Source organism: Variovorax sp. Root411, assembly GCF_001425205.1.
In the GTDB taxonomy this organism is placed as follows: Bacteria; Pseudomonadota; Gammaproteobacteria; order Burkholderiales; family Burkholderiaceae_C; genus Variovorax.
Genome location: NZ_LMDW01000017.1, coordinates 30,515 through 53,563, shown reverse-complemented (window position 1 = coordinate 53,563; position 23,049 = coordinate 30,515). Strand labels below are relative to the sequence as shown.

Genomic DNA, 23,049 nt, shown 5'->3' with positions numbered 1-23,049 from the left:
CATTGTGCAAGTGGTTGAATGATATGCCTACAACTTGCATAATGCAAGTGGAAATTTAGGAGAGAACTTTGTCGCAAATAAGACGATCGGGCTGCCCGATCAACCTGACGCTTGAGCAGATCGGCGACCGCTGGAGCCTGATCGTTATCCGCGATGTCATGTTCGAGAACAGGCGCAGCTATGGCGCTCTGCTGGAGCAAAACAAGGAAGGCATCGCCTCGAACATCCTCGCAAGCCGGCTGAAGCACTTGACCGCGTCTGGCCTGCTGACACGATCTCCGGATCCGAATCATCAGCAGAAAGGCATCTACAGCCTCACGGAAGCGGCCATACAGCTTGTACCTCTGCTCGCATATATGGCTGCCTGGGGCCTTCGGCATACGCATCCGGAGGCGTCTTTGCGCTCGGAACTGCTGGAAAAGGGCGGCCCTTCACTTTGGAATGCCTTGATGGATGAACTACGTTATTTGCACCTCGGTGCACCGCGTCCGGCGCGCTCAGTATTGGGCGAGTTCCGGGCCGACACGAAGGTTGAACAAGGGCGAGGGCCGCAATGCGCGGGCCCGTGCACCAAGCCCAACGCACAGGCGTTGGTCGATGCGGAATCGATGCCCGCCGCATCGCTACCTAGCCCGAAGGACTAAGCCAGCCTGACCAGCTACTGGGGTCGGGTGCTGAAAAAGCGGGTTGCAGGTTGGCACGTACGTTGACTGAGGTCCCGGTTGCGTCCGCAGATCTTCTCGTGGTCGTGTCTCGTGCCGCAGCGCGTCTCTCTGTGTGCTGACGTAGGTGGCTTGCAGTGCCGAAAAAGTTGGTGATCCTAGGGTTCGGGGATCATTCGGTGACCGGAAACGGGGCAAGCGTGCCGAATACGGCATCGCAGCGGCGGCGCACTTGAGGCAATGCGCGGCCAAGGCAAAGACTACATCACCGCACCAAGTTGCCACGGCACGAATTCATCGGTGCCTATGCCGAGTGCTTCGCTTTTGGTCTTGCCGCCGGAGGCCGTCTCCAGCATCAGCGCGAACAGCCGCGCACCGGCATCCTCAACGCTGGCCGTACCGTCGAGCACTTCGCCAGCGTTGAAATCCATGTCTTCATTCATGCGCCGGTAGAGGCCTGAATGGGTGGCGATCTTCAGCGAAGGCGAAGGCTTGCAGCCATAGACCGAGCCTCGTCCGGTGGTAAAGCAGAGCAGGGTGGCGCCGCCGGCAACCTGGCCGGTTGCAGAGACCGGGTCATAGCCGGGCGTGTCCATGAACACCAGCCCATGGGCTTGAACAGGCCTGGCATATTCGACAACCGCCATCAAGCCGCTGCTGCCACCCTTGGCCACCGCACCGAGAGACTTTTCAAGAATGGTCGTCAAGCCGCCCGCCTTGTTGCCCGGCGATGGGTTGTTGTTCATCTCGCCGTGGTTGCGCGAGGTGTAGTCCTCCCACCAGCGCAGGCGCTCTTCAAGCTTTTCGGCCACTGCCGGCAGGGCGGCGCGGGCCGTCAGCAAATGTTCCGCACCATAGATCTCTGGTGTTTCCGACAGGATCGCGGTTCCGCCATGACGCACCAGCAAGTCCACCGCGGCGCCCAGCACCGGATTGGCCGAGATGCCCGAATAGCCGTCAGAGCCGCCGCATTGCAGGCCGACAACCAGATGTTTGGCAGCCACCGGCTGCCGCTGCACTTTGTTCGCCTCAGGCAACATCGACTCGATGGCCGCCACTCCGGCATCGATCGCCGCGCGCGTGCCACCGGTGGACTGAATGCCCAGGGTGCGCAGCATCGGGCCTTCAGAAAGTTCACCGGCCACTTTCAAAGCATCAAGCTGGTTGGACTCGCAGCCCAATCCAACGATCAGCACTCCAGCAAAGTTGGCGTGCCGTGCATAGCCTGCCAGCGTGCGGCGCAGCAAGGCCAGTCCTTCGCCATCGGGGTCCATCGCACAGCCGCTGCCGTGTGTGAGCGGTACAACGCCATCGACATTCGGATAGGCGTCGAGGGCCGCCCCCTTGAAGCGCTCGGCAATCGCGTGCGACACATTGGCGGAGCAATTGACCGTTGACAGAATCCCGATGTAGTTGCGCGTTGCGATTCGGCCGTCGGCACGGACTATGCCCATGAAGGTTGCGGCGGGATCGATGAAACTTGTTGGCCGATAGGCCTCGCCCACGCTGGAGCTGCGCGTGAACTCGCCCATGCCGAGGTTGTGCACATGCACATGCTCGCCGGCGCTGATGGGCTGCGTCGCCATGCCGATGACCTGGCCATAACGGCGCACAGCCGCACCTTTTGCGATGTCATGCAGGGCAACCTTGTGGCCGGCGGGGACGGGGCCGGCACATGCTGGCCCAAGCGCGAGCGATTCACCAGCAGCCAGGTCGCGCCTGGCAATACCGACGTCGTCTCGCGCAGCCAGCCTGATCAGCGGTGCCACCTCATTCGCAGCTTTGGATACAACAGTTGGTTGTTTCATGGAACCTTGGTATCGCCTTGGTGTTGATCAGAGCAGCCCGCGCTGCGCCAGATTGCCCATCAGCGCAGTGATGCCGAAGCTCCAGGGCGCGATGCTGCTGCAGTGGTTGACGCGGTTGACCAGCGTGCCGAGCCGGGGTGTGGCCACGCGCACCACGTCGCCCACTTCATGGGTAAAGCCAAGGCCGGGCCCGTGGCGGTCTTGCGTCGGCGCAAACATCGTGCCCAGAAACAGCATGAAGCCGTCGGGGTACTGGTGATTCGGGCCGATCACCTGCGCCACGATGTCGAGCGGATCGCGGCTGATCTTGGCCAGCGAACTGGCACCGTGCATGGTGAAGCCTTCGGGGCCGTCGACCCGCATCGCGAGATCGGCGCGGCGCACATCGTCGATCGTGAACCCCGCATCGAACAACCGGATGAAGGGGCCGATCGCGCACGACGCGTTGTTGTCCTTGGCCTTGCCGAGCAGCAGGGCGCTGCGCCCTTCAAAATCGCGCAGATTCACATCGTTGCCCAGCGCCGCGCCGACGGCCGCGCCGCTGCTGTTGATTGCAAGCACCACCTCGGGCTCGGGGTTATTCCACTTCGACTCCGCATGAATGCCGACCTGCGCGCCGGTGCCCACCGCCGACAGCACCGGCGCTTTGGTGAAGATTTCGGCATCCGGGCCGATGCCGACTTCGAGGTATTGCGACCAGACACCCTGCTCGATCAAGACCTGTTTGACACGCGCAGCCTCGTCCGAGCCGGGCACGATGCCGGTCAGGTTGTCGCCCAGGATGCTCGACAGCGCCGTGCGGATCGCCTGGGCACGCGAAGCATCGCCGCGCGCCTGCTCTTCGATCACGCGTTCCAGCAGGCTGGCGACAAAGGTCACGCCGCTGGCCTTGACGACTTGCAGGTCGCACGGAGCCAGCAGCCACGGATGCGATTCGTCCCGCAGGGCCTCGTCGGAGTTGGCCAGCACCCTGGCGAGCGGTGCCAGCGGGGTTGCCGTCGGCAAGGCGGCGCGCACGGCGCCCGCCACATGGGGCATTTCCAGCAATTGACTGACGGTGGCGCCCAGCCCCGACAGATCGAGCAGCATGCCGTCATGGCAAGCGACCACCGTCGGGCCGATGCCGGGCTGCCAGAGTCTGCCAATCAGCAGCGCATCGGCGGCGTCGTCCGGCAGGGTGCAGGAAAGATCGAGTGACATGGAAACTCTCTGCCTTATTTTTTCGTGAGTTGGGGCTGGCCGGCATGCACCAGGTACACCGCACCTTCAATGGGCCGCGAAAAGCAATGCGCGGGTGATCGGCACGGGTGTTGTTCCCTTCGATGATTGGCTTCGGTTTTCAGGCCGATGTCTTTTGCGAAAGGATTGACACTTGTCTTGCGTGACGTTAAAGTAACTTTGTTCCAACAAGAATTCTGTTTCTTCAAATGCGGCTTGTCAAGGGTTTATTGGAGAGGTGCCTCGAAGTCATCGAACTGCTGGCGGTAGAGGGCCAATGGCGGCGCCTGTCTGACATTGCGACTGCACTGGACCTGCAAAAAGGCCCGGCGCATCGGCTGCTGGCGGAAATGGCCACGCTCGGATGGATTGAGCAGGATGCCGAAACCGACCGCTATCGCCTGACGCTGAAGCTTGCGTTGCTGGGCCAGCAATATCTGCGCGGCACTGGCTTGCCTGGCATCGTGCAGCCCGTGCTCGATGAGGCGGCCAGGCGCTGCGGCGAGCTGGTGCGGCTGACCGTTGTGCAGGGCGACGCGCTGCACTGGTTCGCATCGGCCCAGGGTGCGCCGCCCGGCCTGATGTACCAGCCGGCACTCAATGGCCGGCCAGTGCTGCACACCACCGCCAATGGCAAGGCGTGGCTGGCCACGATGAGCAACGAAGCGGCGACCCGGCTGGCATTGCAAAACGGCTTGGGCCAGCCGGCCGCTCCCGGCAAACTCGCCGGTCCGCGTGCGATGCACACCATTGATGAACTGCTGCGCGAACTGGACGTGACCCGCGCCCGCGGTTACGGGCTGGCAGTTGAAGAGGCAGAGCCCGGCGTGAAAGCGATTGCGACAGCAGTGCGCGAGCCCGAAAGCCAGCGCGTGCTGGGCACGATCAGCATCGCCGGCCCTCTGCTGCGCATGGGCGCCGAGCGCGACGCGGAGTTTCACGCCCTGCTGCAACAGGCGAGCGGCACGCTGGGCTTGGTCTGGCCCCAGGGGTGACAGCCCGGCGGAAAAACGCCGCATGAGGCTTACAGACCCGACAGGCAATTTCAGTCGACACAAGGAAACAGACAGATGAACGGTATCCAGATCGAGAGCGCCAAAAGCGCGACCGGCGCTTTTTCGACTTGCGACGAGTTCAGCATGGAGCCGATCGCCATCGAGGCCGCCGCGCGCTACCTGCACGCACTTCAGTCGTCGGGTCGCCTCGGTGCAAGGCTGGAAGCCGGCTTGCGTCCTGCGACGCCGGAAGACGGTTGGCGCATCCAGCGGCGAATCAGCGAACTGCGTGGCAGCCCCGTCATCGGCTGGAAATGCGGGTTGCCCCCGGGCGATCGCTGGGTCGCCGCCGCGCTGCATGATGCAAGGCCATCGGGCGGCATGGCTGCCGCACCTGCCGGACCGACAGGCGCAGCGCGCATCGAACCCGAACTGGCATTCGAGCTCAAGCAAAGCCTGCCGCCACGGGCCACCCCCTACACCCCTGCCGATGTCAACGCCGCCATCGGCAGCGTGCGGCTGGCGGTCGAGGTGCTCGGTTGTCGCTATGACGATGCTGCAGATGCCAGCGGCCCTGAACTGATGGCCGACAGCCTGTGGCACCAAAGCGTGGTGCTAGGGCCGACTGTCGTCATGGACTTTGCGCAGGAGCCCTTTCCTGGCCCCTTCGAGATTGCACTCTCGGTACAGGGCCATGACGACATCACATTTGCAGCCAGCCATCCCAACGGCGACGCGCGCTTGCCTCTTTACTGGCTTGCCGAGTTCCTGCGCAGCCAGGGCACGGGTCTGGAGGTCGGGCAGGCAGTCATCACCGGCTCATTTGCGGGGGCGATTGACCTACCGTTCAAGCGTCCCGCCGTGCTTCGCTATGGCAACTTCGGTGAGCTTGCGCTGACGCTCGAGCAGCTTTGACAACGCGGCCTCAAACCTGAATACATATTCTTAAAACCCAAAAGGATTCCCCATGCGTCTCGTTCGATTCGGCCCCCGTGGCTCTGAAAAACCCGGCCTCGTTGATGCACAAGGCATCTTGCGCGATTTGTCTTCCGTAGTAAGCGACATTCACGGGCCAACGCTTTCGCCCGAGAGCCTTGCAAGGCTGCGCGCCCTCGATACGTCGAGCTTGCCCGCCATGCCCTCCGATACACGGCTCGGCCCCTGCGTGGGCCAGGTTCCGAATGTGGTTTGCATCGGCCTCAACTATTCCGACCATGCGGCAGAAACCAACACGCCGATTCCCACACAGCCGATTGTCTTTAACAAGCACACCAGCGCGCTGGCTGGCCCCAACGACCCGGTCATCGTCGCACCCGGCTCAGGCAAGCTTGATTGGGAAGTCGAACTCGCTATCGTGATCGGTCGTCCGGCCTGGCATGTCAGCGAAGCAGAAGCGTTGCAATATGTGGCCGGCTACTGCCTTTGCAACGATGTGTCGGAACGTGCCTGGCAAATCGAAATGGAAGGCCAGTGGACCAAAGGCAAAAGCTACCTCGGCTATGCGCCGATCGGCCCCTGGCTGCTGACGGCCGATGAAGTGCCGGACCCGCAGAACATCGACCTCTGGCTCGACGTGAACGGAACTCGCCGGCAGACCGGCAACACCCGTACGCAGATTTTCGGCGTTGCAACCATCGTGTCTTATCTCAGCCGCTTCATGGCGCTTCAGCCCGGCGACGTGATTCCAACCGGTACGCCGCCGGGTGTCGGTCTCGGCCAGAAGCCGCCTGTGTTCCTGAAGGCCGGTGATGTGATGACCTTGGGCAGTGAGCTGCTCGGCACGCAGCGCCAGCAAACCGTTGCCTACAGCGATGCCATGGGCGCCGCCTGGCGCGCTGGTCAGTTGCCTGAGCTTTAAGGCGACGGCAAAGGCGAGTTCTACGAGTGCGTAGCCGCCGGCCACGCCAACATTGCAACAGCGATCATCCGGTCCAATTCGCTCCTGGTAGCACCCGCCTGCGGTAAATCCAAGATCGCTTGCATCACCCCGAGAAAATACCAAGCCAGCGCGGCGACATCTGCCCCACGGGGCAGTTCTCCAACTGCAATTGCTTCTCGAAGCAGACCTTCGAGCAGATTGCGCTGCTGGCTCATACCCGAGATTGCTGCTTTCCGTCCTTCCGGCGGCAGATCGACCAGCTCGGCACAACTTCTTGCGAGCAGGCAACCCGGCGGCCGACGGGACCCCATGGGCAGCAGCCCGCGCAGCAGTGCCTCGAGCCGCGCACGCGCACTGCCGCTCTCGTACGACTTCATCCTGCGCAGCACCCGATCCGTATAGGTTGCAAGTGCGATCTGGAACAGGCCATCCTTGTCCTGAAAACGTTGGTAAAGGCTTGAACGCGACAGTCCGGTCGCTTCCGTCAGCACATTGATCGTCGTGGCCGCGTATCCGTGACGCCAGAAGGCATCCACGGCGGCATCGATGACGGCACCTTCGTCGTACTGTGGCTTTCCGCTCATTTGAAAAAACCTTTGACAAGCTGGAATAATCGTTCCAAGATATGTGGACCGTTCGTTCCATGATACTTCTAGCAGGCGCAGACATGCTCGACCACTTGAACTCCAATCCCAAAAGACCCCGGATTGCCATTGCGGGTGCAACAGGACGCGTTGGCGTCAGATTGACGGCATTGCTCGCCGACGATCCGATCGATCTCCTCGTACTAACGCGCCAATCCGGCCCGGCGCAACTGCCTGAAGGGGTGGCCACGTTCAAGGTTGACTTCAAACGCGCGGAGACGCTCGACAGGGCCCTGCGCGGCGTCGACCGGCTCTTCATCGCGCATGGCACCTCCCTCGAACAGGTCGCCAACGAAATCGCGTTGATCGATGCAGCAGTCGCAGCAGGCGTTCGGCACATCGTCAAGCTGTCTGCCCTCGGTCCTGCGACCCGACTTCTTCCCCTCGCTTGGCATATGCAGATCGAGGCGCATCTGGCACAGCAGCCGATCGCGTCTACGGTCTTGCGGCCGACGACGTTCACCGATGTGCTCAAGCGTGCGGGGCCACACATCGCCACCGGTTCCTGGGCTGGCGCAGCAGGGAACGGCCGGGTGAACTTCATCGATACCCGCGATGTTGCCGAGGTGGCCCGTATCGCATTGCTTGAGGAGATCGAGCCAACGTCGCAACGTGCGTACCACCTATCTGGTCCACGCGCATGGACCATGAAGCAGGTGGCAGAGGAGTTGGCCCGCCTGCTCGGGCAGTCGGTTACCTATGTCGACCGCTCACCTGCCGAGCAGCGAGAGGCGCTGCTCGGCGCCGGACTTTCTCCATTGGTAGCCGATCTTCTGGTCGGCCTCGACCAGATGTTCCGCGAGTCAACGATCGCCGAAACAACGTCGACCGTCGAGGAACTGACCGGAAAGGTTCCTCGCTCGTTGACCGAGTGGTTGACCGACAACCTCAGCGAATTTCGAGCCTGAGCTCTCCGCTCCTCCGCCGCCAAGAATCGAAGCATCGTTCGCGGGCGCGCCGGCTCCCGAGCTGGCCAACTGGCGCGGTTTCCCGAAACGGCCCTGGTCAGTCCGTGCGACGCATCAGCGGATTGCAGCCCTGCGGAAATCGGACGGCGTCACGCCGGTCGCCTTCTTGAATGCAGTGCTGAAGTGCTGAGCATGGCTGAAGCCGCATTCCAGCGCGACTTCAGTTGCGGTGCGGCGGGGATCCAAAAGGAATTCCTTGGCCCGCTGGAGACGCAGGCCGTACACAAAGCGCAATGGCGTCTGCCCGGAACTGTCCCGAAAAGCCCGCATGAAATGCCGGGGACTGACGCCGGCGATTTCCGCCAGGCCATCGATCGTGAACGGTCTCGACAAGTCGGCCTCGATGTAGTCGATGACGCGCCGCAAGCTGCCAGGTGCGAGGCCCCCGGACGGGCGAACGGTGGCTGCCGGGTTGCCGTTGACGCGCCCGAGCAGGGCGAGTGCCTGCATTGCCCAACCCTCGGCGAACAGCCCGTAAAGGCTGTCTGCATTGCGCGCCTCACGGCATAGAACCGAAAGGCCACGTTGCAGATCTTCGTTGCCGAAGGCAATCAGCGGCCTATCGAAGTGGCAGCCGGCGCCGGACGCAACGGTCGGGTCGAGGAAGACCACCGTGTAGTCGAAGTGCGGGGCGACGTCGAACTCGCCTTCGACCGAAGTCGAGGCTGGGAACAGCGCAAGGCTTGTTCCTTGTTTTATTCCGGAGTGGATGCGGCGGCCGTCGAGCTCCAGATTCAACTCTTTGAGGCCGTTGCGAAACCAGAACAGCGCGAGCCGCGGTTGGCGAAAGCGCCAGGAAATTGGGCCGGTCGCTCGGCGTGCGAGGACTTCAAGGTGCGTGGTGCGCGAATCAACAATGGTGCCGGATACGAATTCGCCCCCAACCTCGCGATATTCAGTTTGTGCGTCTAGGTGGCCATGCATTGCTTGCCTCCGCTTTGGCCTTGCGTCCGTCATTGTGCGGCGCGTCCTCTCCCTTGACCTCGCAAGCGAATCAGTTGCTGGTGAGTTCCCCTTGAAGGGAGAGCCGCCGACAGATAGACAGACGTCAAATCAACCGTATTGCTTGCGTCTCTATCCTACACCTTGGCTCCTTGTGCTGCTCTGCAGCAACGGCGATGCGATGAGCCCAGGGCAATGCCCCGCCGTTTGCTTTGGCAAACACGTCAGCCCTGTTCCCTCTCAGAACTTGACTTTCCCGATTCCCTTCAATTGGAGCATTTCCCGAGCTTCGTCTGGGCTGGCGATCTCGAGACCGAGCCCTTCGATTATTTGGCGCGCCTGCAGCACCTGCGCCGCATTGCTCTCGGCCAGAGTGCCGCGTCCGAGCCATAGGCTGTCTTCCAATCCGACGCGCACATTGCCGCCCATGCTGGCAGACATTGCTGCAAGGCGAAGCTGATCCTTGCCTGTCCCCAGCACCGACCAGCGATAGTCATCGCCGAACAGTCGATCGGCAGTCCGCTTCATGTGCAACACGTCTTCAGGATGCGATCCGATACCGCCCAGGATCCCGAATACAGTCTGAACAAAGAACGGCGCCTTGACCAGACCACGCTCGACGAAGTGCGCCAGGTTGTAAAGATGGCTCACGTCGTAGCACTCGAATTCGAAGCGCGTGTCGTTGGAAGCACATTGCGCCAGGGCGTATTCGATGTCCCTGAAGGTGTTGCGGAAGATCAGGTCACGACTGGCTTCGAGTGCCTCGCGCTCCCAGGCATGTTTGAACTCCTTGAAACGCGCCAGCATCGGGAACAGCGCGAAGTTCATGGAACCCATGTTGAGCGAGGCCACCTCGGGCGCAAAGCGCATTGACGGCTGGATGCGCTCCTCGATCGTCATGTAGGGCGAGCCACCGCTGGTGACATTCAACACTGCATCGGTGCGTGCCTTGATCTGCGGCAAGAATTGGGCGAATGCATCGGGGCTTTGATCCGGCTTGCCCGTGACAGGATCACGCGCATGCAGGTGAATGATTGCGGCGCCAGCTTGGGCCGCGCCGACCGAGGCTTCGATGATCTCTTCCGGTGTAACCGGTAGATGCCTTGACATCGAGGGTGTGTGGATCGCGCCGGTGACAGCACATGTGATGATGACTTTGCTCATATTGCGAAAGGGAAACCCGCGTTAGATGGCCAGGTTCGTCCTACCGTCGCCATCTTCAGATCTGGGCCTTGCCACCGTCGACGAATAGTTCAATACCGTTGACGAAGCTTGAATCATCGGAAGCAAGGAAGACCGCCGCCTTGGCAATTTCGTCCGGATCGCCGACGCGGCCCATTGGGATCTGCGAGGCGAGGGCGTCCAGTACTCCCTGCTGCCGTTCCGCATCGGGGCCGGCTAGATTAAACAAGCCTGGCGTCTTGGTGGGTCCGGGGCTGAGCGTGTTGATCCGGATGCCGCGGCCCTTGAGATCCAGAATCCAATTGCGGGCGAATGAGCGTACGGCGGCCTTTGAGGCGGCATAGACACTGAATGCCTTGGCGCCACCACTGGCAGCGGTGGAGCCAGTCAAGATGACTGATGCGCCATCCGCCAGCAACGGCAGCGCCTTCTGTACGGTAAACAGTACGCCTTTGACGTTACGGCCAAAGGTGTCGTCATACTGTTCCTCGGTGATATTCCCGAGCGGCAGTAGCGAGCCGCCGCCCGCGTTGACGAACAATACGTCGATCCGGCCCTTTTCCGATTTCACCCGATCAAAGAGCGCGTCCAACTCGGCCATGTTCGATGAGTCGATCCGGATGCCGGTAGCGTTGCCGATCTCGGACGCCGCGGCGTCGAGCTCGGCCTGCCGACGGCCGGTGACAATGACATGCGCTCCTTCGCTGGCGAACCGCTTGGCGGTGGCAAGCCCGATTCCCGTAGATCCACCGGTAACGACTGCGATCTTGCCGTCGAGTTTGCGTGGCATGAAAGTTTCCTTGATTGTTTGTGAGTCGGAGTTGGCCCGGAGGCTGCGAAGATCGGCTGTGTGCTGATGCGCGAATGCTGCGCACCCTCAAACGCGAGGGGCTTCGGGCAGGCGTTCACCGCCACGCACGACGTATTTGGCGGGATAAAGTGCGACGAGAACCTCGACTTCGTCCTCTGACGCTCCGGTGCACGCGCTCCAGATCGAGCTCACCCTTTTGGCCAGAGACAGCNTATTTGGCGGGATAAAGTGCGACGAGAACCTCGACTTCGTCCTCTGACGCTCCGGTGCACGCGCTCCAGATCGAGCTCACCCTTTTGGCCAGAGACAGCACGGCGCCATCGCTGCGTCCATCACGTATGTGGCAGAAGATCAGCGTTTCGGAAGTGGCCTCTCCCGAACGGTAGGTGTTCTCGGGAGTGGCTTCATGGAAGACGACGCTGATCAGGTCGAGCGGCGAGAGGATGATTTCCCTGATTGCACTCGTGAACTCGGCGGCCATCTTGGCCTTGACGCCAGCTGGGATTCCGGCCTTGCATTCGCAAACAATGACGGGCATTTTGTGTCTCCGTGGAAGGTGGGCTATTGAGGCCCCCAGTCTCTCGGAACAAAGCCGTTGCCGATTGCAGCGTGGCGCCACCGCAAACAATGACGGGCATTTTGTGTCTCCGTGGAAGGTGGGCTATTGAGGCCCCCAGTCTCTCGGAACAAAGCCGTTGCCGATTGCAGCGTGGCGCCATCACTTGCTTGGAAGTGCCACGAATCGGGTACCCCACCGACACGGGTGTGCGCGCCGATGCAGTGCCCCGTGCATGCGCTCAGCGCTCCGCCGATCCCATGGAGTAAATCCTTGTTGACGCAAACTCGGTGATGACATAGCCTTCGTTTGGTAAACGATCGTTATTCTTTGACATCCATGGTATGGCTAGTCACAACACTTTGCCGGCCTTCTCGACTGGCGCACGGAGACAAACATGAAAACACTGATTCGCAGACTCTTTGATTCCGCCCTTGTTGCGGTCGCGCTTTGTGGTGCCGCAGGCACCGCCAACGCGCAGTCCTATCCAAACAAGCCCATCCTGATCAAGGTTGCCTATCCTGCCGGTTTCGGCGTTGACGCCTCGGTGCGGCCCTCCGTACCCGTGCTGCAGCGCGCCCTTGGACAGTCTCTTCTGGTTGACAACATGCCTGGCGCAAACGGCTCCATCGCGGCGATGAATGTGCTGAACGCGTCCCCCGACGGATACACCTTGCTCGCGACCGCCGGTCCAGACTTCGTGGTGGCGCCGCTCACGGTCGCTTCGGCCAAGTACACGTTCGACAGCTTCAAGCTCATTGGTTCGTTCGGGATTGCGGACATGGTCCTCGTCAGCCATCCCGACCGACCTTTCAACACCCTCAACGCACTCGTCGAACAGTTGCAAAAGCCTGGCGCGAAGGAGCTTTCCGTTGCGCATTGGGGTCAAGGCACGCTCGCTCATCTCGCGGCCGCTGAATTCCAGGGGCGTGTCGGCGCCAAGTTGCTGGAGGTGCCGTACAAAGGCATCGCTCCAATCGCCACGGCCGTCGGCGGCGGCGAGGTGGACCTTGCCTTTGTCCCTCTTGCGGGGCCAATTCTGGGAATGATTCAGACCGGGCGCATCAAGGCCATTGCCATCGCGAGCCCCAAGCGGCATCCGCTCCTGCCGAACCTGGCGACGCTGAGCGAGGACGCTCGGTTCAAGAACTTCGAGTTCGGCATCTGGACCGGCCTGTTCGCGCCCGCACGCACACCCGATTCCATCGCCGCACGCCTGAGCACGGCTTTTCGAGAATGGAATGACAGTCCGGAATTCCTGGCGCTCGCCACCGCGCAGGGTTTGCGCAAACTGGACTCAATGACACTCCCGCAGGCAGCGACCTTCTTGCGTGCAGAGAACGAAAAGTTCATCAACATCGCCAAGACTCTTCATCTGGTGGCGCAATAACGTTGCCACGGAAAAGGCCCCTTAGATGACCATTCGAGACTTTCACTACTACGAGCCCGCCAAGGGTCACGGGCTGAGCCACAACCCGCTCAATGCGCTGGTGGCGCCGCGGCCTATCGGCTGGATCTCGTCACGCGACGCCCAGGGGCGGGTCAATCTCGCACCCTACAGTTTCTTCAACGCGTTCAACTACGATCCACCGATCATCGGATTTTCTTCGATCGCCTGGAAAGATAGCGTTCAAAACGCATCGGAAACGGGCGAGTTCACCTGGAACCTGGTCACGCGGGAACTAGGCAATCAGATGAACCAGACATCGGCACCGCTTCCGCATGGAGAGGACGAATTCCCATTCGCCGGCCTCACAGCGGTGGCGGGCCGCATGGTCAACGTCCCGCGGGTAGGCGAAAGCCGCGCAGCCATGGAATGCAAAGTGATCGATATCGTGCAATTCCGAAACACCGCAGGCGAAAAGGTAGGTGGCTGGCTGGTGCTGGGCGAAGTGGTAGGCGTCTACATAGACATGGCACTTCTGAAAGACGGCGTTTATCAGACGGCAGAGGCGTATCCGATCATGCGTTCCGGGGGGCTGAATGACTATGTTCAGGTTTCGCCAGAGAATGTTTTCCAGATCGCGCGGCTCGCGGGCGCCAGCAGTCCGTCGTCGCATGGCAAGGGATAGCAACATCCGCCAGATATCAGGGGTCAGAAGCAAGCGCAGCGTGTGTTGCGCCTGCTTTGGGCCGCGCGGCCCCATTCCCGCGGCTCATGGCCTCTTATCGATGCCCGGCAGTACGACACGCTATGTCCGCTCCAAGCGCCGACAGGGACGAACTGCAGGGCAGGTGTGGTGCCCTTGGTCGCAGGCACCGCATCGCTCATCGAGCATCAAGGCCGCTGGCCGACGGCGCTCGTGTCGTGGCTGTGTGAAGAGATCGACGGCCTTTGCTTGATCAGAGCTACCGCGACACCGCCGATGACCGCGGCAATTGCAATGGCGAGGAAGTTCTGCACCAGCGGCAGCTTCATCGAGACCAGCAGTCCAATCATGATCGGCGCCGCGATTGCGCCGATGCGCCCGACCCCCGAAGCAAAGCCGAGTCCCGTCGAGCGGATCGACGTCGGGTAAAACTGCCCGGCATACGCGTACAGCAGGATCTGTGTGCCCAGCGTCGACGCGCCGACGATGGCAATGATCAGGAACAGCGGCTGAGCGCCGTAGCCGAGCAGCGTCAGCGAGACGGCGGCGACCGCGAAGAACCCGCTCGTCACCCACTTGATGTTGAGCTTGTCGGCGAGCCATCCGCCACCGACGGCGCCCACGACTGCACCGGCGTTGTAGGCGAGCAGGAAGTTCAGCGCGGAACCGAGGCTGTATCCGGCCATGCCCATCAGCTTGACCAGCCACGAACTGAGCGCATAGAGCATGAACAGGCAGGTCATGAAAGCGAGCCAGAACATCAACGTGCTAAGGCCGCGGCCGTCCAGGAACAACCTGCCTACGGCCGGAGCTTCGGCTTTGTCCTCAGCCGGAACGAGAAACTCCTCGTTCGGCTCGAGCCGCATGTCGGGTCGCATCTTCCGGACCACTTCGCGCAGACGCGTGTCGTCGTGCTGCTTGACCAGGAACGGCAGCGACTCGGGCATGTACTTCAGGATGAACGGGATCAGTACCACTGGGGCGCCTGCGGCGATGAACACCGATTGCCAGCCGTAGGTTTCGATGAGCTGCTTGCCGAGCAGCGCGGCGAGGATACTGCCGACCGCGTAGCCGCAGCACATCAGCGTGACCATCACGCTGCGCACCTTTTTAGGTGAGTATTCGCTCATCTGTGCGGCCGCATTCGGGATCGCGCCGCCGATGCCGAGCCCGGCGAGGAAGCGCATCGCGCTGAAAGTGATCGGGTCGTTGGTGAACCCGGCGGCCGCGGTGAAGACGCTGAAGAACAACACACAGATCGAGATCGCCCAGCGGCGGCCGATCCTGTCGGCCAGCGCGCCGAGCGCGATCGCACCGAACATCATGCCGAACAGCGCCGAACTGGCCATGAATCCCGCGGTCGCGGCTTCGACATTCATCGCTTTCATGATCGCCGGAAGCGCGATGCCGGCGACCGCCAGGTCATAGCCGTCGAGCACCAGGACCACGAAACACCAAAGCAGCACGAACCAGTGAAAGCTGCTGAACCTGGCCTCGTCGGCCAGCTTGTGAACATCTAGAGGGCGGGTTCGCTTCATTGGCTTGTCTCCTTTTATTTGTCAGTACGAGGTTCAGGATGCAGCGCAGGCTGCCCCACCCTCAAACGCGAGGGGCTTCGGGCAGGCGTTCACCGCCACGCACGACATATTTGGCGGGATAAAGTGCGACGAGAACCTCGACTTCGTCCTCTGACGCTCCGGTGCACGCGCTCCAGATCGAGCTCACCCTTTTGGCCAGAGACAGCTTTCGGAAGTGGCCTCTCCCGAACGGTAGGTGTTCTCGGGAGTGGCTTCATGGAAGACGACGCTGATCAGGTCGAGCGGCGAGAGGATGATTTCCCTGATCGCGCTCGTGAACTCGGCGGCCATCTTGGCCTTGACGCCAGCTGGGATTCCGGCCTTGCATTCGCAAACAATGACGGGCATTTTGTGTCTCCGTGGAAGGTGGGCTATTGAGGCCCCCAGTCTCTCGGAACAAAGCCGTTGCCGATTGCAGCGTGGCGCCACCACTTGCTTGGAAGTGCCACAACGTCCGCCGTGTCACCGGGCCAGACCAAACCCGTCATGCGTTGGCCGCGCCTCACAGGAAGACGTAGGGAGTGCTTGGAAGAGCGGCTGCGGGCACTGGCCGATCCCTGGCTGGCAGAGGGAGTCGGTCCGATGGAGGTGACCCGGCCCAGGCGCGCGCGGCTCGACCTCGCTGCCCAGCCATACTCAGGTAACCGCGAAAACACCCGGGGTCGACCGGCGAGAAACGCCTCGTCAAACTTCTGAAGTAGCCGTCCGGTCCGGCAATCGCCAGCCAACTGCGTGCACAAACAGCTGCGTGAGAACGTCAATGGCCGTCTTGTCGTCAATGAAGCGATCGGGAAAGTCGCCGGCCTTAGAAGTCCAGTTGTAGCAGGTGTACTCAAGCATGGAACAGAGCGCAGAAGCTGCGAGTTCGGCGTCGATGCCCGGGCTGTAGCCCTCCTTTTGCGCGACTTGGATCATCACCGAAAGCCCGCGGATGCCTTGCTGACGGACACGGCGCCAAGCGCGCGAGAACTGCTGGTCGACCATTGCCAACTGGAAGGCGGCTGTCGCAATAGGCCAGTACTCCCTATAGATTTTCCAGAACGCGGTCAGGCGGACAGTGAGATTCTCGAGGGGGCCCTCTGCATCGCTAATGGGCCTGTTCACTTCGCCCTTCAGCCGCTGCCGAAAGTCTTCCAACAGTTCCCTCAGCAACTGCTCCTTGGTGTCGAAGTACCTGTAGAACGCACCCGGCGAGCGATCAGCTTGCGCCATGATGTCTGCAATCGTGGCCGCAACAAAACCGTCGACCGCAATGGCGCGTTTGGCGGCCTGTTTGATCGCTTCTCGGGTCGCGTCCCCTTTTGGAGTCGCGCGTTTGGGTTTGGGGGGAAGATCTTCAGCTTGCATGTTTGTGAATATAGCGTCACATCGCCCCGCGATCCTTCGATCGCCACCCAGGCGGTGATGTGGTTCCCAATGATCGTGCAGTAGCTCCACAGGCACTCGTCTTCAGTTGCTCGGCCAAGCGGCCCCGTTTCCTCAGGGTTTTCCACAAGTAAATTACCATTTACTTTAACCCGGCCGAAGCGTTTAATTCATCGGAGTTCGGGGCACAAGTGGGCCATCCCCCTTTGTTTGGTGGTGTGGGAACAACTTCGGATGTCAACGGCAGCGCTGCGCCGAGCGGCAAGCATTCTTCCCAAGCCAGTTTGATCGGTCACACCATCTGGGCACAAAAAAGTTTCGGAACAGGTCGAGCACCCTCCGGTGATGCGGTGCCTTCGCCTGTTTTCGGAAGCGCGACCAGTCTTGCGGCGTCTGCCGCCACTTTAGGAGCAAGCAAATGTCATTGAATCGTCGGCAGGTAAGCCTCGCACTTGTTTCCGTTCCCATGCTCTCTCGTCATGCGATGGGGGCCGAGCCGGAGTTTCCGAATCGCCCTGTGCGAATCGTCGTGCCTTACGACGCGGGGGGAGGCGTCGACGCCGCTGCGCGTCCTCTTGCACGAGAACTTTCCGAGTTGTGGGGTCAGCCGGTGATCATCGACAACAAGCCGGGGGCAGACTCGATCATCGGGACCGGTGAGGTCGTGCGTGCCAAGCCCGACGGCTATACGCTCCTCTTGAACATCCTGTCACTGGTCCAGAATCCTCACCTTCGCCAGAAAATGCCTTTCGACACGATGGCTGACTTGGCGCCAGTCGTGAGAGTCAACACCGAGCCCTTGTACTTTGGCGTCACCAAGAGCTTGGGCGTGTCCACACCGGCGGAATTCATTGAACTGGCGCGTCGCAAGCCCGGAGTGCTTTCCTTCGGATCGTGGGGAAACGCCTCCACAGCCCATTTGCTCTTGACCACCTTGCAGCGCAGGGCCCAGATCGACGTCATCCACATTCCGTTCAAGGGAACGGCTGCCGTCGTGCAGGCGATGATCTCCGGAAACCTCGACTCTGGCATGTTCCCTTATGCGACGGCCCGCATCGGATTGGAGACCGGCAAGATTGTGCTTCTCGGCGCGGCCGGTCCGACGCGCTCTACCGTTTTGCCTCAAGTTCCCACGCTGGAGGAGCAGGGGCTGCAAGGCTTTGCGCGGGGCCAATGGATGGGTCTGTTTGCACCATCGAAGACGCCCAGATCCGTCGTCGAGAAGATCGCCAGAGATGTGAATACTGCGCTGGCCAAGCCCGCGCTCAGGGCTTTTTTCTTGCAATGGGGCTCCAGTCCGGCCGGCGGCACGCCGGAAGATTTCGCCCTGATCGTCAAGCAAGATTCTGATTACTACCGTGACCTGATCAAGGCTGCCAATCTGCATCTGGACTGACGCCGGCACCGCCCATGATTGCTGTTGCATGCGCAATCGATCGCCGGTGCTCCTTGTCCCGGCGCCCTCTGAAGGATCCCCCATGTTGTCCACACTCGAATCGATCGCCACCGTCGATGCGGCGATCACCTCGCGCCGCGCAGTGCGCGCGTTCCTGCCGACCCAGGTACCGCGCAAGACGGTGGAAGATATTCTGGAAGTTGCGTCGCGCGCGCCGTCGGGCACGAACGTTCAGCCGTGGAAGGTCTATGTGCTGGGTGGTGAAGCGAAGACCGATCTGTCGCGCAAGATCCTCGAGGTTTACAACAATCCGACCGCGCTGGCACAGCACCGCGGTGAGTTCGACAGTCATCCGACTGAATGGGTCTCGCCCTACATCGACCGGCGCCGCAAGGTCGGTTGGGACATGTACGGCATTCTTGGCATCGGCAAGGGTGAAGACGAAAAGATGCACGCGCAGCGCGGGCGCAACTACGAGTTCTTCGATGCACCGGTGGCCCTGATGTTCACGATCGACCGCGTCATGTCCCACGGTAGCAGTTGGCTCGATTACGGTACGTTCTTGCAGAACGTGATGGTGGCAGCGCGCGCACGCGGGCTGCACACCTGCCCGCAGGGTGCATTCCAGCGATTTCATCGAATTGTTCTCGAGCACATCGACGCGCCGCCTGGTGAAGCGCTCATCTGCGGCATGGCTCTTGGCTATGAAGACGCTTCTGCGTCTGTGAACTCTCTCCTGACCGAGCGTGCACCGGTGTCGGCGTTCGCGAAGTTCATCAACTTGAACGAGTGAGCAAGTGGGGAATAGAAATATCATGGGTCCCTTTACCGGCACCAAGGCCGTCTCCGAGCGGCATTCGTTCGACGTCGCCGCGCTGGAGCGTTATCTCAGTGCGCGTCTGACGGGCTTCGCTGGCCCGTTGACCGTTGCGCAGTTCAGAGGCGGGCAGTCGAATCCCACCTACAAGCTCGAAACGCCCGGGAAGGCGTATGTGATGCGCGCCAAGCCGGCGGCAGCGGCAAAATTGCTTCCCTCGGCACATGCGATTGAACGTGAGTTCCGCGTCCTGAGCGCACTTTGGGGCACCGATGTGCCCGTGCCGCAAACCTATCTCCTTTGCGAAGACGAGGCAGTTGTAGGCCGTGCCTTTTACGTCATGGAGTTCGTCGAGGGCCGCGTGTTCTGGGATCAGTCCCTCCCGGGGATGACTAACGCGGAACGCAGCGCAATCTACGACGAAATGAACCGCGTCATGGCGGCGTTGCATTGCATCAACGTCGCCGACGTCGGCCTCGCCAGCTTCGGCAAGCCCGGAAATTATTTCGAACGCCAGATCGGGCGCTGGAGCAAGCAATACATCGCTTCGGTCACCGAACCGATCGACGCGATGAACAAACTGATGCAGTGGCTGCCCGAGCGCATTCCGTCCGCCGCGCGCGACGAATCGCAGACCTCTGTTGTGCATGGCGACTTTCGAATCGACAACGTCATCTTCCATCCGACCGAGCCCCGCGTTCTTGCCGTGCTCGACTGGGAGCTTTCGACGCTCGGTCATCCCCTCGCCGACTTCAGCTATCACTGCGTCGGATGGCACATTGCGAATGGCACGGGGCCGGGCATCGATGCCGTCGACATTGCCGCTCTTGGCATTCCGTCAGAGCGCGAATACGTGCGCCGCTATTGCGAACGCACGCGGCGCGACAACGTAGACGCGGTGATTGCGGATTGGAACTTCTATCTCGCCTACAACCTGTTTCGGATCGCCGCGATCGTGCAAGGAATTACCAAACGATCACTCGATGGCACGGCGGCGAGCGCGCACGCTGCGCAGGCGTCGGGGCCAGGCGCGAGCCGGATTGCCGCACTCGGTTGGCAGTTCGCCCAAGCAAGCTGACGTGGGCCGCGACTCATCCATCTGCAGAATCTGAAGGAGAAATACGTGGACTTCAACTACTCATCGCGAACCACCGAGCTACAAAATCGGCTGCTCGCCTTTATGGATGAGCACATCTATCCCGCCGAAAATGCCGTGCTAGAAGAATTGAAAGCGAACACGGTAGCCGGCAAGCGTTGGACGCCGCTGCAGGTGATCGAGACGCTCAAGTCGAAGGCGCGTGAGGCCGGGCTGTGGAATTTGTTCCTCCCCGAGAGCGAATACGGCGCGGGACTCACGAACCAGGAATACGCGCCGCTGGCCGAAACGATGGGCCGCGTCGTGTGGGCGAGTGAAGTCTTCAATTGCTCGGCGCCCGACACCGGCAACATGGAAATCATCGTTCGCTACGGTACGGCAGAGCAGAAGAAGCAGTGGCTCGAGCCCCTGCTCGCGGGCGAGATCCGAAGCGCGTTCGCTATGACCGAACCCGGCGTTGCGTCATCGGACGCCACGAACATCGAGTCGCGCATCATGCGCGAGGGCGACCATTACGTCTTGAATGGGCGCAAGTGGTTCACCTCAGGCGCGGCCGACCCGCGCTGTGCAGTTTTTATCTTCATGGGCAAGTCCGACCCGGACGCGCCGCGTCATGCCCAGCAGTCGATGATCTTCGTTCCGGCAGATGCCCCGGGCGTCAAGGTGGTGCGAGCGCTGGAAGTATTCGGCTACGACGACGCACCGCATGGACACGTGGAAATGGTCTTCGAGAATGTCCGGGTTCCGGCGTCGAATATGTTGCTCGGCGAGGGGCGGGGCTTCGAGATTGCGCAGGGGCGCCTTGGGCCTGGGCGCATTCATCACTGCATGCGCCTGATCGGCCTCGCGGAACGCGCGCTCGAGCTGATGTGCCGGCGCGCTACAACCCGGGTCGCCTTTGGCCGGCCACTCTCGGACCAAGGCGTGACACGGGAGCGCATCGCCGAGGCGCGCTGCAAGATCGACATGGCGCGCCTGCTGACGCTCAAGGCTGCATGGATGATGGATGTTGCCGGCAACAAGGCAGCGCAAGCCGAGATTGCAATGATCAAGGTCGTTGCACCGCAGATGGCATGCGAGGTCATCGACTGGGCACTTCAATTGCACGGCAGCGCCGGTCTTAGCCAGGATTTTCCGCTTGCACAAAGCTACGCCACGGCACGCTCGGTGCGAATTGCAGATGGCCCCGACGAGGTGCATCGCAACGCGGTTGCGAAGCTGGAATTGAACAAGTATGCCTCGCGATCTGCCTAGAGCCGGTATGACAACGCTTGATGTTGAGGCCCTTCTCAGATGGCCATTTCGCAACGTGCACGTGGCCTACGACGAGGAGCGTGCGAAGCTCTATGCCCTCAGCATTGGTCTGGGCGGCGATCCCAATGACGAGCGTCAGCTGAGCTACGTTGCCGAGCCTGGCTTGAAGGCGTTTCCAACGCTCGCGCTCGTGCTTGGGCTGACGGAAGACACCGATTACCTGCACGACGAACGCATCGGAATTGACTTCTCGCGAATGCTGCACGGGCAGACTGGTCTTCGCTGGCACAAGCCCTTGCCTCTCGCCGGCGAGTTGACGAGCCGATTTTCCATCGAAAGCGTCACCGACCGCGGCAAGAGCAAGGGCGCCGTGCTGCGGTTCACACGCACGTTGCACGACCGAAAGGACGGCGAGCTGCTGGTGACCGAGACCGGCGTGTACCTGCTGCGTGCGAACGGCGGCTTCTCGGTGGGGGGCCCGGCGGCCAGTTCGGCGACGGCGCCCGCCGAAGTCCCAACGGTCCCGTGCGATCACTGGATGGAGCTTGGAACGCTGCCGCAGTCGGCCTTGCTGTACCGTCTGGCGGCGCAAGACCGCACCGACCTTCACGCGAGCCCGGCCCTCGCAAGGCAGGCCGGCTTCGAGCGACCGCTCTTGCAAGGTGGATGCAGCCTCGGCGTCACGGCACACGCGTTGGTGGCGATATTGGGCGAGTACGACGGCGATCGTTTGCTTGCCATGGACGCACGTTTCACCGCGCCAGTCCTTCCAGGAGACACCCTCAGGATCGAGGTGTGGCGGCTGGGCGAGGGAAGGGCAGCGTTTCGCGCAATCTCGTTGGCGACGGGTGTGACCGTGATCGACAACGGGACTTGCCAGTTCAAAGAACCATGAGGCTGCAACACGGCCCGAAGCGCGTATCTCCGAGTTGCGCCGCGCCGACATTCACGCGCAGGTGGGTGTTGCCGTTGCATGCGAGCCAGCAGAGATGTTCATTCGCCGGCGCGGGCAGCGGCCCCTTAACTGCGCACATCGTTTTCAATTATCAAAGGAGTGCATGTGAAAGTTTCTGAAGCGCTGGAGTCGCGTACTGCCGTACGCGCGTATCTGGAAAAGCCAGTTCCTGCAGAACTGCTTGAAAAAATTCTTGTGACTGCGGCTCGCGCCCCCTCGGGCGGTAACTTGCAGCCCTGGCATGTGTTGGCGCTCACCGGCGATTCCCTGCATCGATTCAAAGCCGTGGTTGCCGAAAGAGCGAAGGACAAACCAATGGGAGAGGGCACCGAGTACAAGATCTATCCCGACACCCTCGGCGAGCCCTACAGAACGCGCCGCTTCAAGAACGGGGAGGACCTCTATCGCTCCCTGGGCATCGGTCGAGAGGACAAGGCTTCACGCTTGGGGCAGTTCGCAAAAAACTTCCAGTTCTTTGGTGCACCGGTGGGCCTCATCTTCGCGATCGATCGGAACATGGAACCGGGCCAGTGGGCTGATCTCGGCATGTACATGCAATCCGTGATGCTTCTTGCCCAAGAGCACGGACTGAGCACCTGCCCGCAAGAGGCGTGGGCCCTGTGGCACAAGACAGTCCGGGAGTTCACCAATCTTCCAGAAGAACTCATGGTGTTCGCAGGGATGTCCATGGGCTTCGCCGACAGTGAACATCCGATCAATTTGTGGCGCAGCGACCGGGCCCCGGCAACCGAGTTCCTGAGCATTCTCAGGTAGCAGAGCGCAGGAGGCTCGCCGTACCCAAGGCTTGCCTTGGATGCTGGCCAGCCTGAGATG

22 protein-coding genes are annotated in these 23,049 nt (G+C 61.4%); 13 read left to right on the top strand and 9 right to left on the bottom strand.

Annotated elements, in window-relative coordinates; all coding sequences use genetic code 11:
* Positions 1–68 precede the first annotated feature (68 nt).
* Complete coding sequence (locus ASC92_RS20735; protein WP_235505922.1) at positions 69–644, top strand: winged helix-turn-helix transcriptional regulator; 576 nt, start codon at positions 69–71, stop codon at positions 642–644.
* Positions 645–922: 278 nt separating this feature from the next.
* Here ASC92_RS20735 and ASC92_RS20730 read toward each other — a convergent pair whose 3' ends face one another.
* Both ASC92_RS20730 and ASC92_RS20725 read right to left on the bottom strand, forming a co-directional pair.
* Complete coding sequence (locus tag ASC92_RS20730) at positions 923–2,470, bottom strand: UxaA family hydrolase (RefSeq protein WP_235505921.1); 1,548 nt, start codon at positions 2,468–2,470, stop codon at positions 923–925.
* A gap of 27 nt (positions 2,471–2,497) precedes the next feature.
* Complete coding sequence (locus ASC92_RS20725; RefSeq protein WP_056519290.1) at positions 2,498–3,670, bottom strand: fumarylacetoacetate hydrolase family protein; 1,173 nt, start codon at positions 3,668–3,670, stop codon at positions 2,498–2,500.
* Between the two features lie 227 nt (positions 3,671–3,897).
* Here ASC92_RS20725 and ASC92_RS20720 point away from each other — a divergent pair, with 227 nt between their 5' ends.
* The 3 genes from ASC92_RS20720 (at position 3,898) to ASC92_RS20710 (ending at position 6,541) form a co-directional block, all read left to right on the top strand.
* Complete coding sequence (locus ASC92_RS20720) at positions 3,898–4,683, top strand: IclR family transcriptional regulator (protein ID WP_056519288.1); 786 nt, start codon at positions 3,898–3,900, stop codon at positions 4,681–4,683.
* Between the two features lie 75 nt (positions 4,684–4,758).
* Positions 4,759–5,598: a hypothetical protein gene (locus ASC92_RS20715; RefSeq protein WP_056519285.1), complete on the top strand. Its 840-nt coding sequence runs from the start codon at positions 4,759–4,761 to the stop codon at positions 5,596–5,598.
* 52 nt (positions 5,599–5,650) lie between these two features.
* A complete protein-coding gene (locus ASC92_RS20710) occupies positions 5,651–6,541 on the top strand; it encodes a fumarylacetoacetate hydrolase family protein (RefSeq protein WP_056519283.1) in 891 nt (296 codons plus the stop codon).
* 20 nt (positions 6,542–6,561) lie between these two features.
* Here the strand turns inward: ASC92_RS20710 and ASC92_RS20705 are convergent, their stop codons facing one another.
* A complete protein-coding gene (locus tag ASC92_RS20705; RefSeq protein WP_056519279.1) occupies positions 6,562–7,146 on the bottom strand; it encodes a TetR/AcrR family transcriptional regulator in 585 nt (194 codons plus the stop codon).
* Positions 7,147–7,229: 83 nt separating this feature from the next.
* On the opposite strand from ASC92_RS20705, the gene ASC92_RS20700 reads away from it, so the two are divergent.
* Positions 7,230–8,114, top strand: a complete 885-nt coding sequence (locus ASC92_RS20700) for an SDR family oxidoreductase (RefSeq protein ID WP_056519906.1) — start codon at positions 7,230–7,232, stop codon at positions 8,112–8,114.
* 114 nt (positions 8,115–8,228) lie between these two features.
* Here ASC92_RS20700 and ASC92_RS20695 read toward each other — a convergent pair whose 3' ends face one another.
* The 3 genes from ASC92_RS20695 to ASC92_RS20685 all read right to left on the bottom strand — a co-directional run bounded on the left by ASC92_RS20695 (position 8,229) and on the right by ASC92_RS20685 (position 11,088).
* Complete coding sequence (locus ASC92_RS20695) at positions 8,229–9,098, bottom strand: AraC family transcriptional regulator (RefSeq protein ID WP_056519276.1); 870 nt, start codon at positions 9,096–9,098, stop codon at positions 8,229–8,231.
* Between the two features lie 258 nt (positions 9,099–9,356).
* The gene (locus ASC92_RS20690; RefSeq protein WP_056519271.1) at positions 9,357–10,280 is read right to left on the bottom strand and encodes a 3-keto-5-aminohexanoate cleavage protein; all 924 of its coding nucleotides are present in this window, start codon (positions 10,278–10,280) and stop codon (positions 9,357–9,359) included.
* A gap of 55 nt (positions 10,281–10,335) precedes the next feature.
* Positions 10,336–11,088: an SDR family oxidoreductase gene (locus ASC92_RS20685; protein WP_056519267.1), complete on the bottom strand. Its 753-nt coding sequence runs from the start codon at positions 11,086–11,088 to the stop codon at positions 10,336–10,338.
* Positions 11,089–12,062: 974 nt separating this feature from the next.
* On the opposite strand from ASC92_RS20685, the gene ASC92_RS20680 reads away from it, so the two are divergent.
* Positions 12,063–13,055 (top strand): tripartite tricarboxylate transporter substrate binding protein, encoded by a 993-nt coding sequence (locus ASC92_RS20680; RefSeq protein ID WP_056519265.1) that lies wholly within the window; start codon positions 12,063–12,065, stop codon positions 13,053–13,055.
* Between the two features lie 25 nt (positions 13,056–13,080).
* On the top strand, positions 13,081–13,737 hold the full coding sequence (locus ASC92_RS20675) for a flavin reductase family protein (RefSeq protein WP_200936012.1): 657 nt from the start codon (positions 13,081–13,083) through the stop codon (positions 13,735–13,737).
* A 206-nt stretch (positions 13,738–13,943) separates the two neighbouring features.
* On the opposite strand, the gene ASC92_RS20670 is transcribed toward ASC92_RS20675, so the two are convergent.
* From ASC92_RS20670 to ASC92_RS20660, 3 genes are all read right to left on the bottom strand, one after another.
* Entirely contained in the window at positions 13,944–15,293 is a 1,350-nt protein-coding gene (locus ASC92_RS20670; RefSeq protein WP_056519262.1) for an MFS transporter, read from the bottom strand.
* A 183-nt stretch (positions 15,294–15,476) separates the two neighbouring features.
* Positions 15,477–15,680, bottom strand: coding sequence for a tautomerase family protein (locus tag ASC92_RS29390; RefSeq protein ID WP_235505920.1), 204 nt, complete (start codon positions 15,678–15,680; stop codon positions 15,477–15,479).
* 336 nt (positions 15,681–16,016) lie between these two features.
* Positions 16,017–16,679: a TetR/AcrR family transcriptional regulator gene (locus ASC92_RS20660; protein WP_056519259.1), complete on the bottom strand. Its 663-nt coding sequence runs from the start codon at positions 16,677–16,679 to the stop codon at positions 16,017–16,019.
* A gap of 436 nt (positions 16,680–17,115) precedes the next feature.
* Between ASC92_RS20660 and ASC92_RS20655 the strand changes: the two genes are divergently transcribed.
* From ASC92_RS20655 to ASC92_RS20630, 6 genes are all read left to right on the top strand, one after another.
* Positions 17,116–18,093 (top strand): Bug family tripartite tricarboxylate transporter substrate binding protein, encoded by a 978-nt coding sequence (locus ASC92_RS20655; protein ID WP_082519660.1) that lies wholly within the window; start codon positions 17,116–17,118, stop codon positions 18,091–18,093.
* An 82-nt stretch (positions 18,094–18,175) separates the two neighbouring features.
* Positions 18,176–18,886: a nitroreductase gene (locus ASC92_RS20650; RefSeq protein ID WP_056519253.1), complete on the top strand. Its 711-nt coding sequence runs from the start codon at positions 18,176–18,178 to the stop codon at positions 18,884–18,886.
* A 22-nt stretch (positions 18,887–18,908) separates the two neighbouring features.
* A complete protein-coding gene (locus ASC92_RS20645; protein ID WP_056519250.1) occupies positions 18,909–19,988 on the top strand; it encodes a phosphotransferase in 1,080 nt (359 codons plus the stop codon).
* A gap of 45 nt (positions 19,989–20,033) precedes the next feature.
* Positions 20,034–21,260, top strand: coding sequence for an acyl-CoA dehydrogenase family protein (locus ASC92_RS20640; protein WP_056519247.1), 1,227 nt, complete (start codon positions 20,034–20,036; stop codon positions 21,258–21,260).
* Between the two features lie 7 nt (positions 21,261–21,267).
* Positions 21,268–22,155, top strand: a complete 888-nt coding sequence (locus tag ASC92_RS20635) for a MaoC/PaaZ C-terminal domain-containing protein (RefSeq protein ID WP_056519244.1) — start codon at positions 21,268–21,270, stop codon at positions 22,153–22,155.
* Between the two features lie 165 nt (positions 22,156–22,320).
* Complete coding sequence (locus ASC92_RS20630; protein WP_056519242.1) at positions 22,321–22,989, top strand: nitroreductase; 669 nt, start codon at positions 22,321–22,323, stop codon at positions 22,987–22,989.
* Positions 22,990–23,049 lie beyond the last annotated feature (60 nt).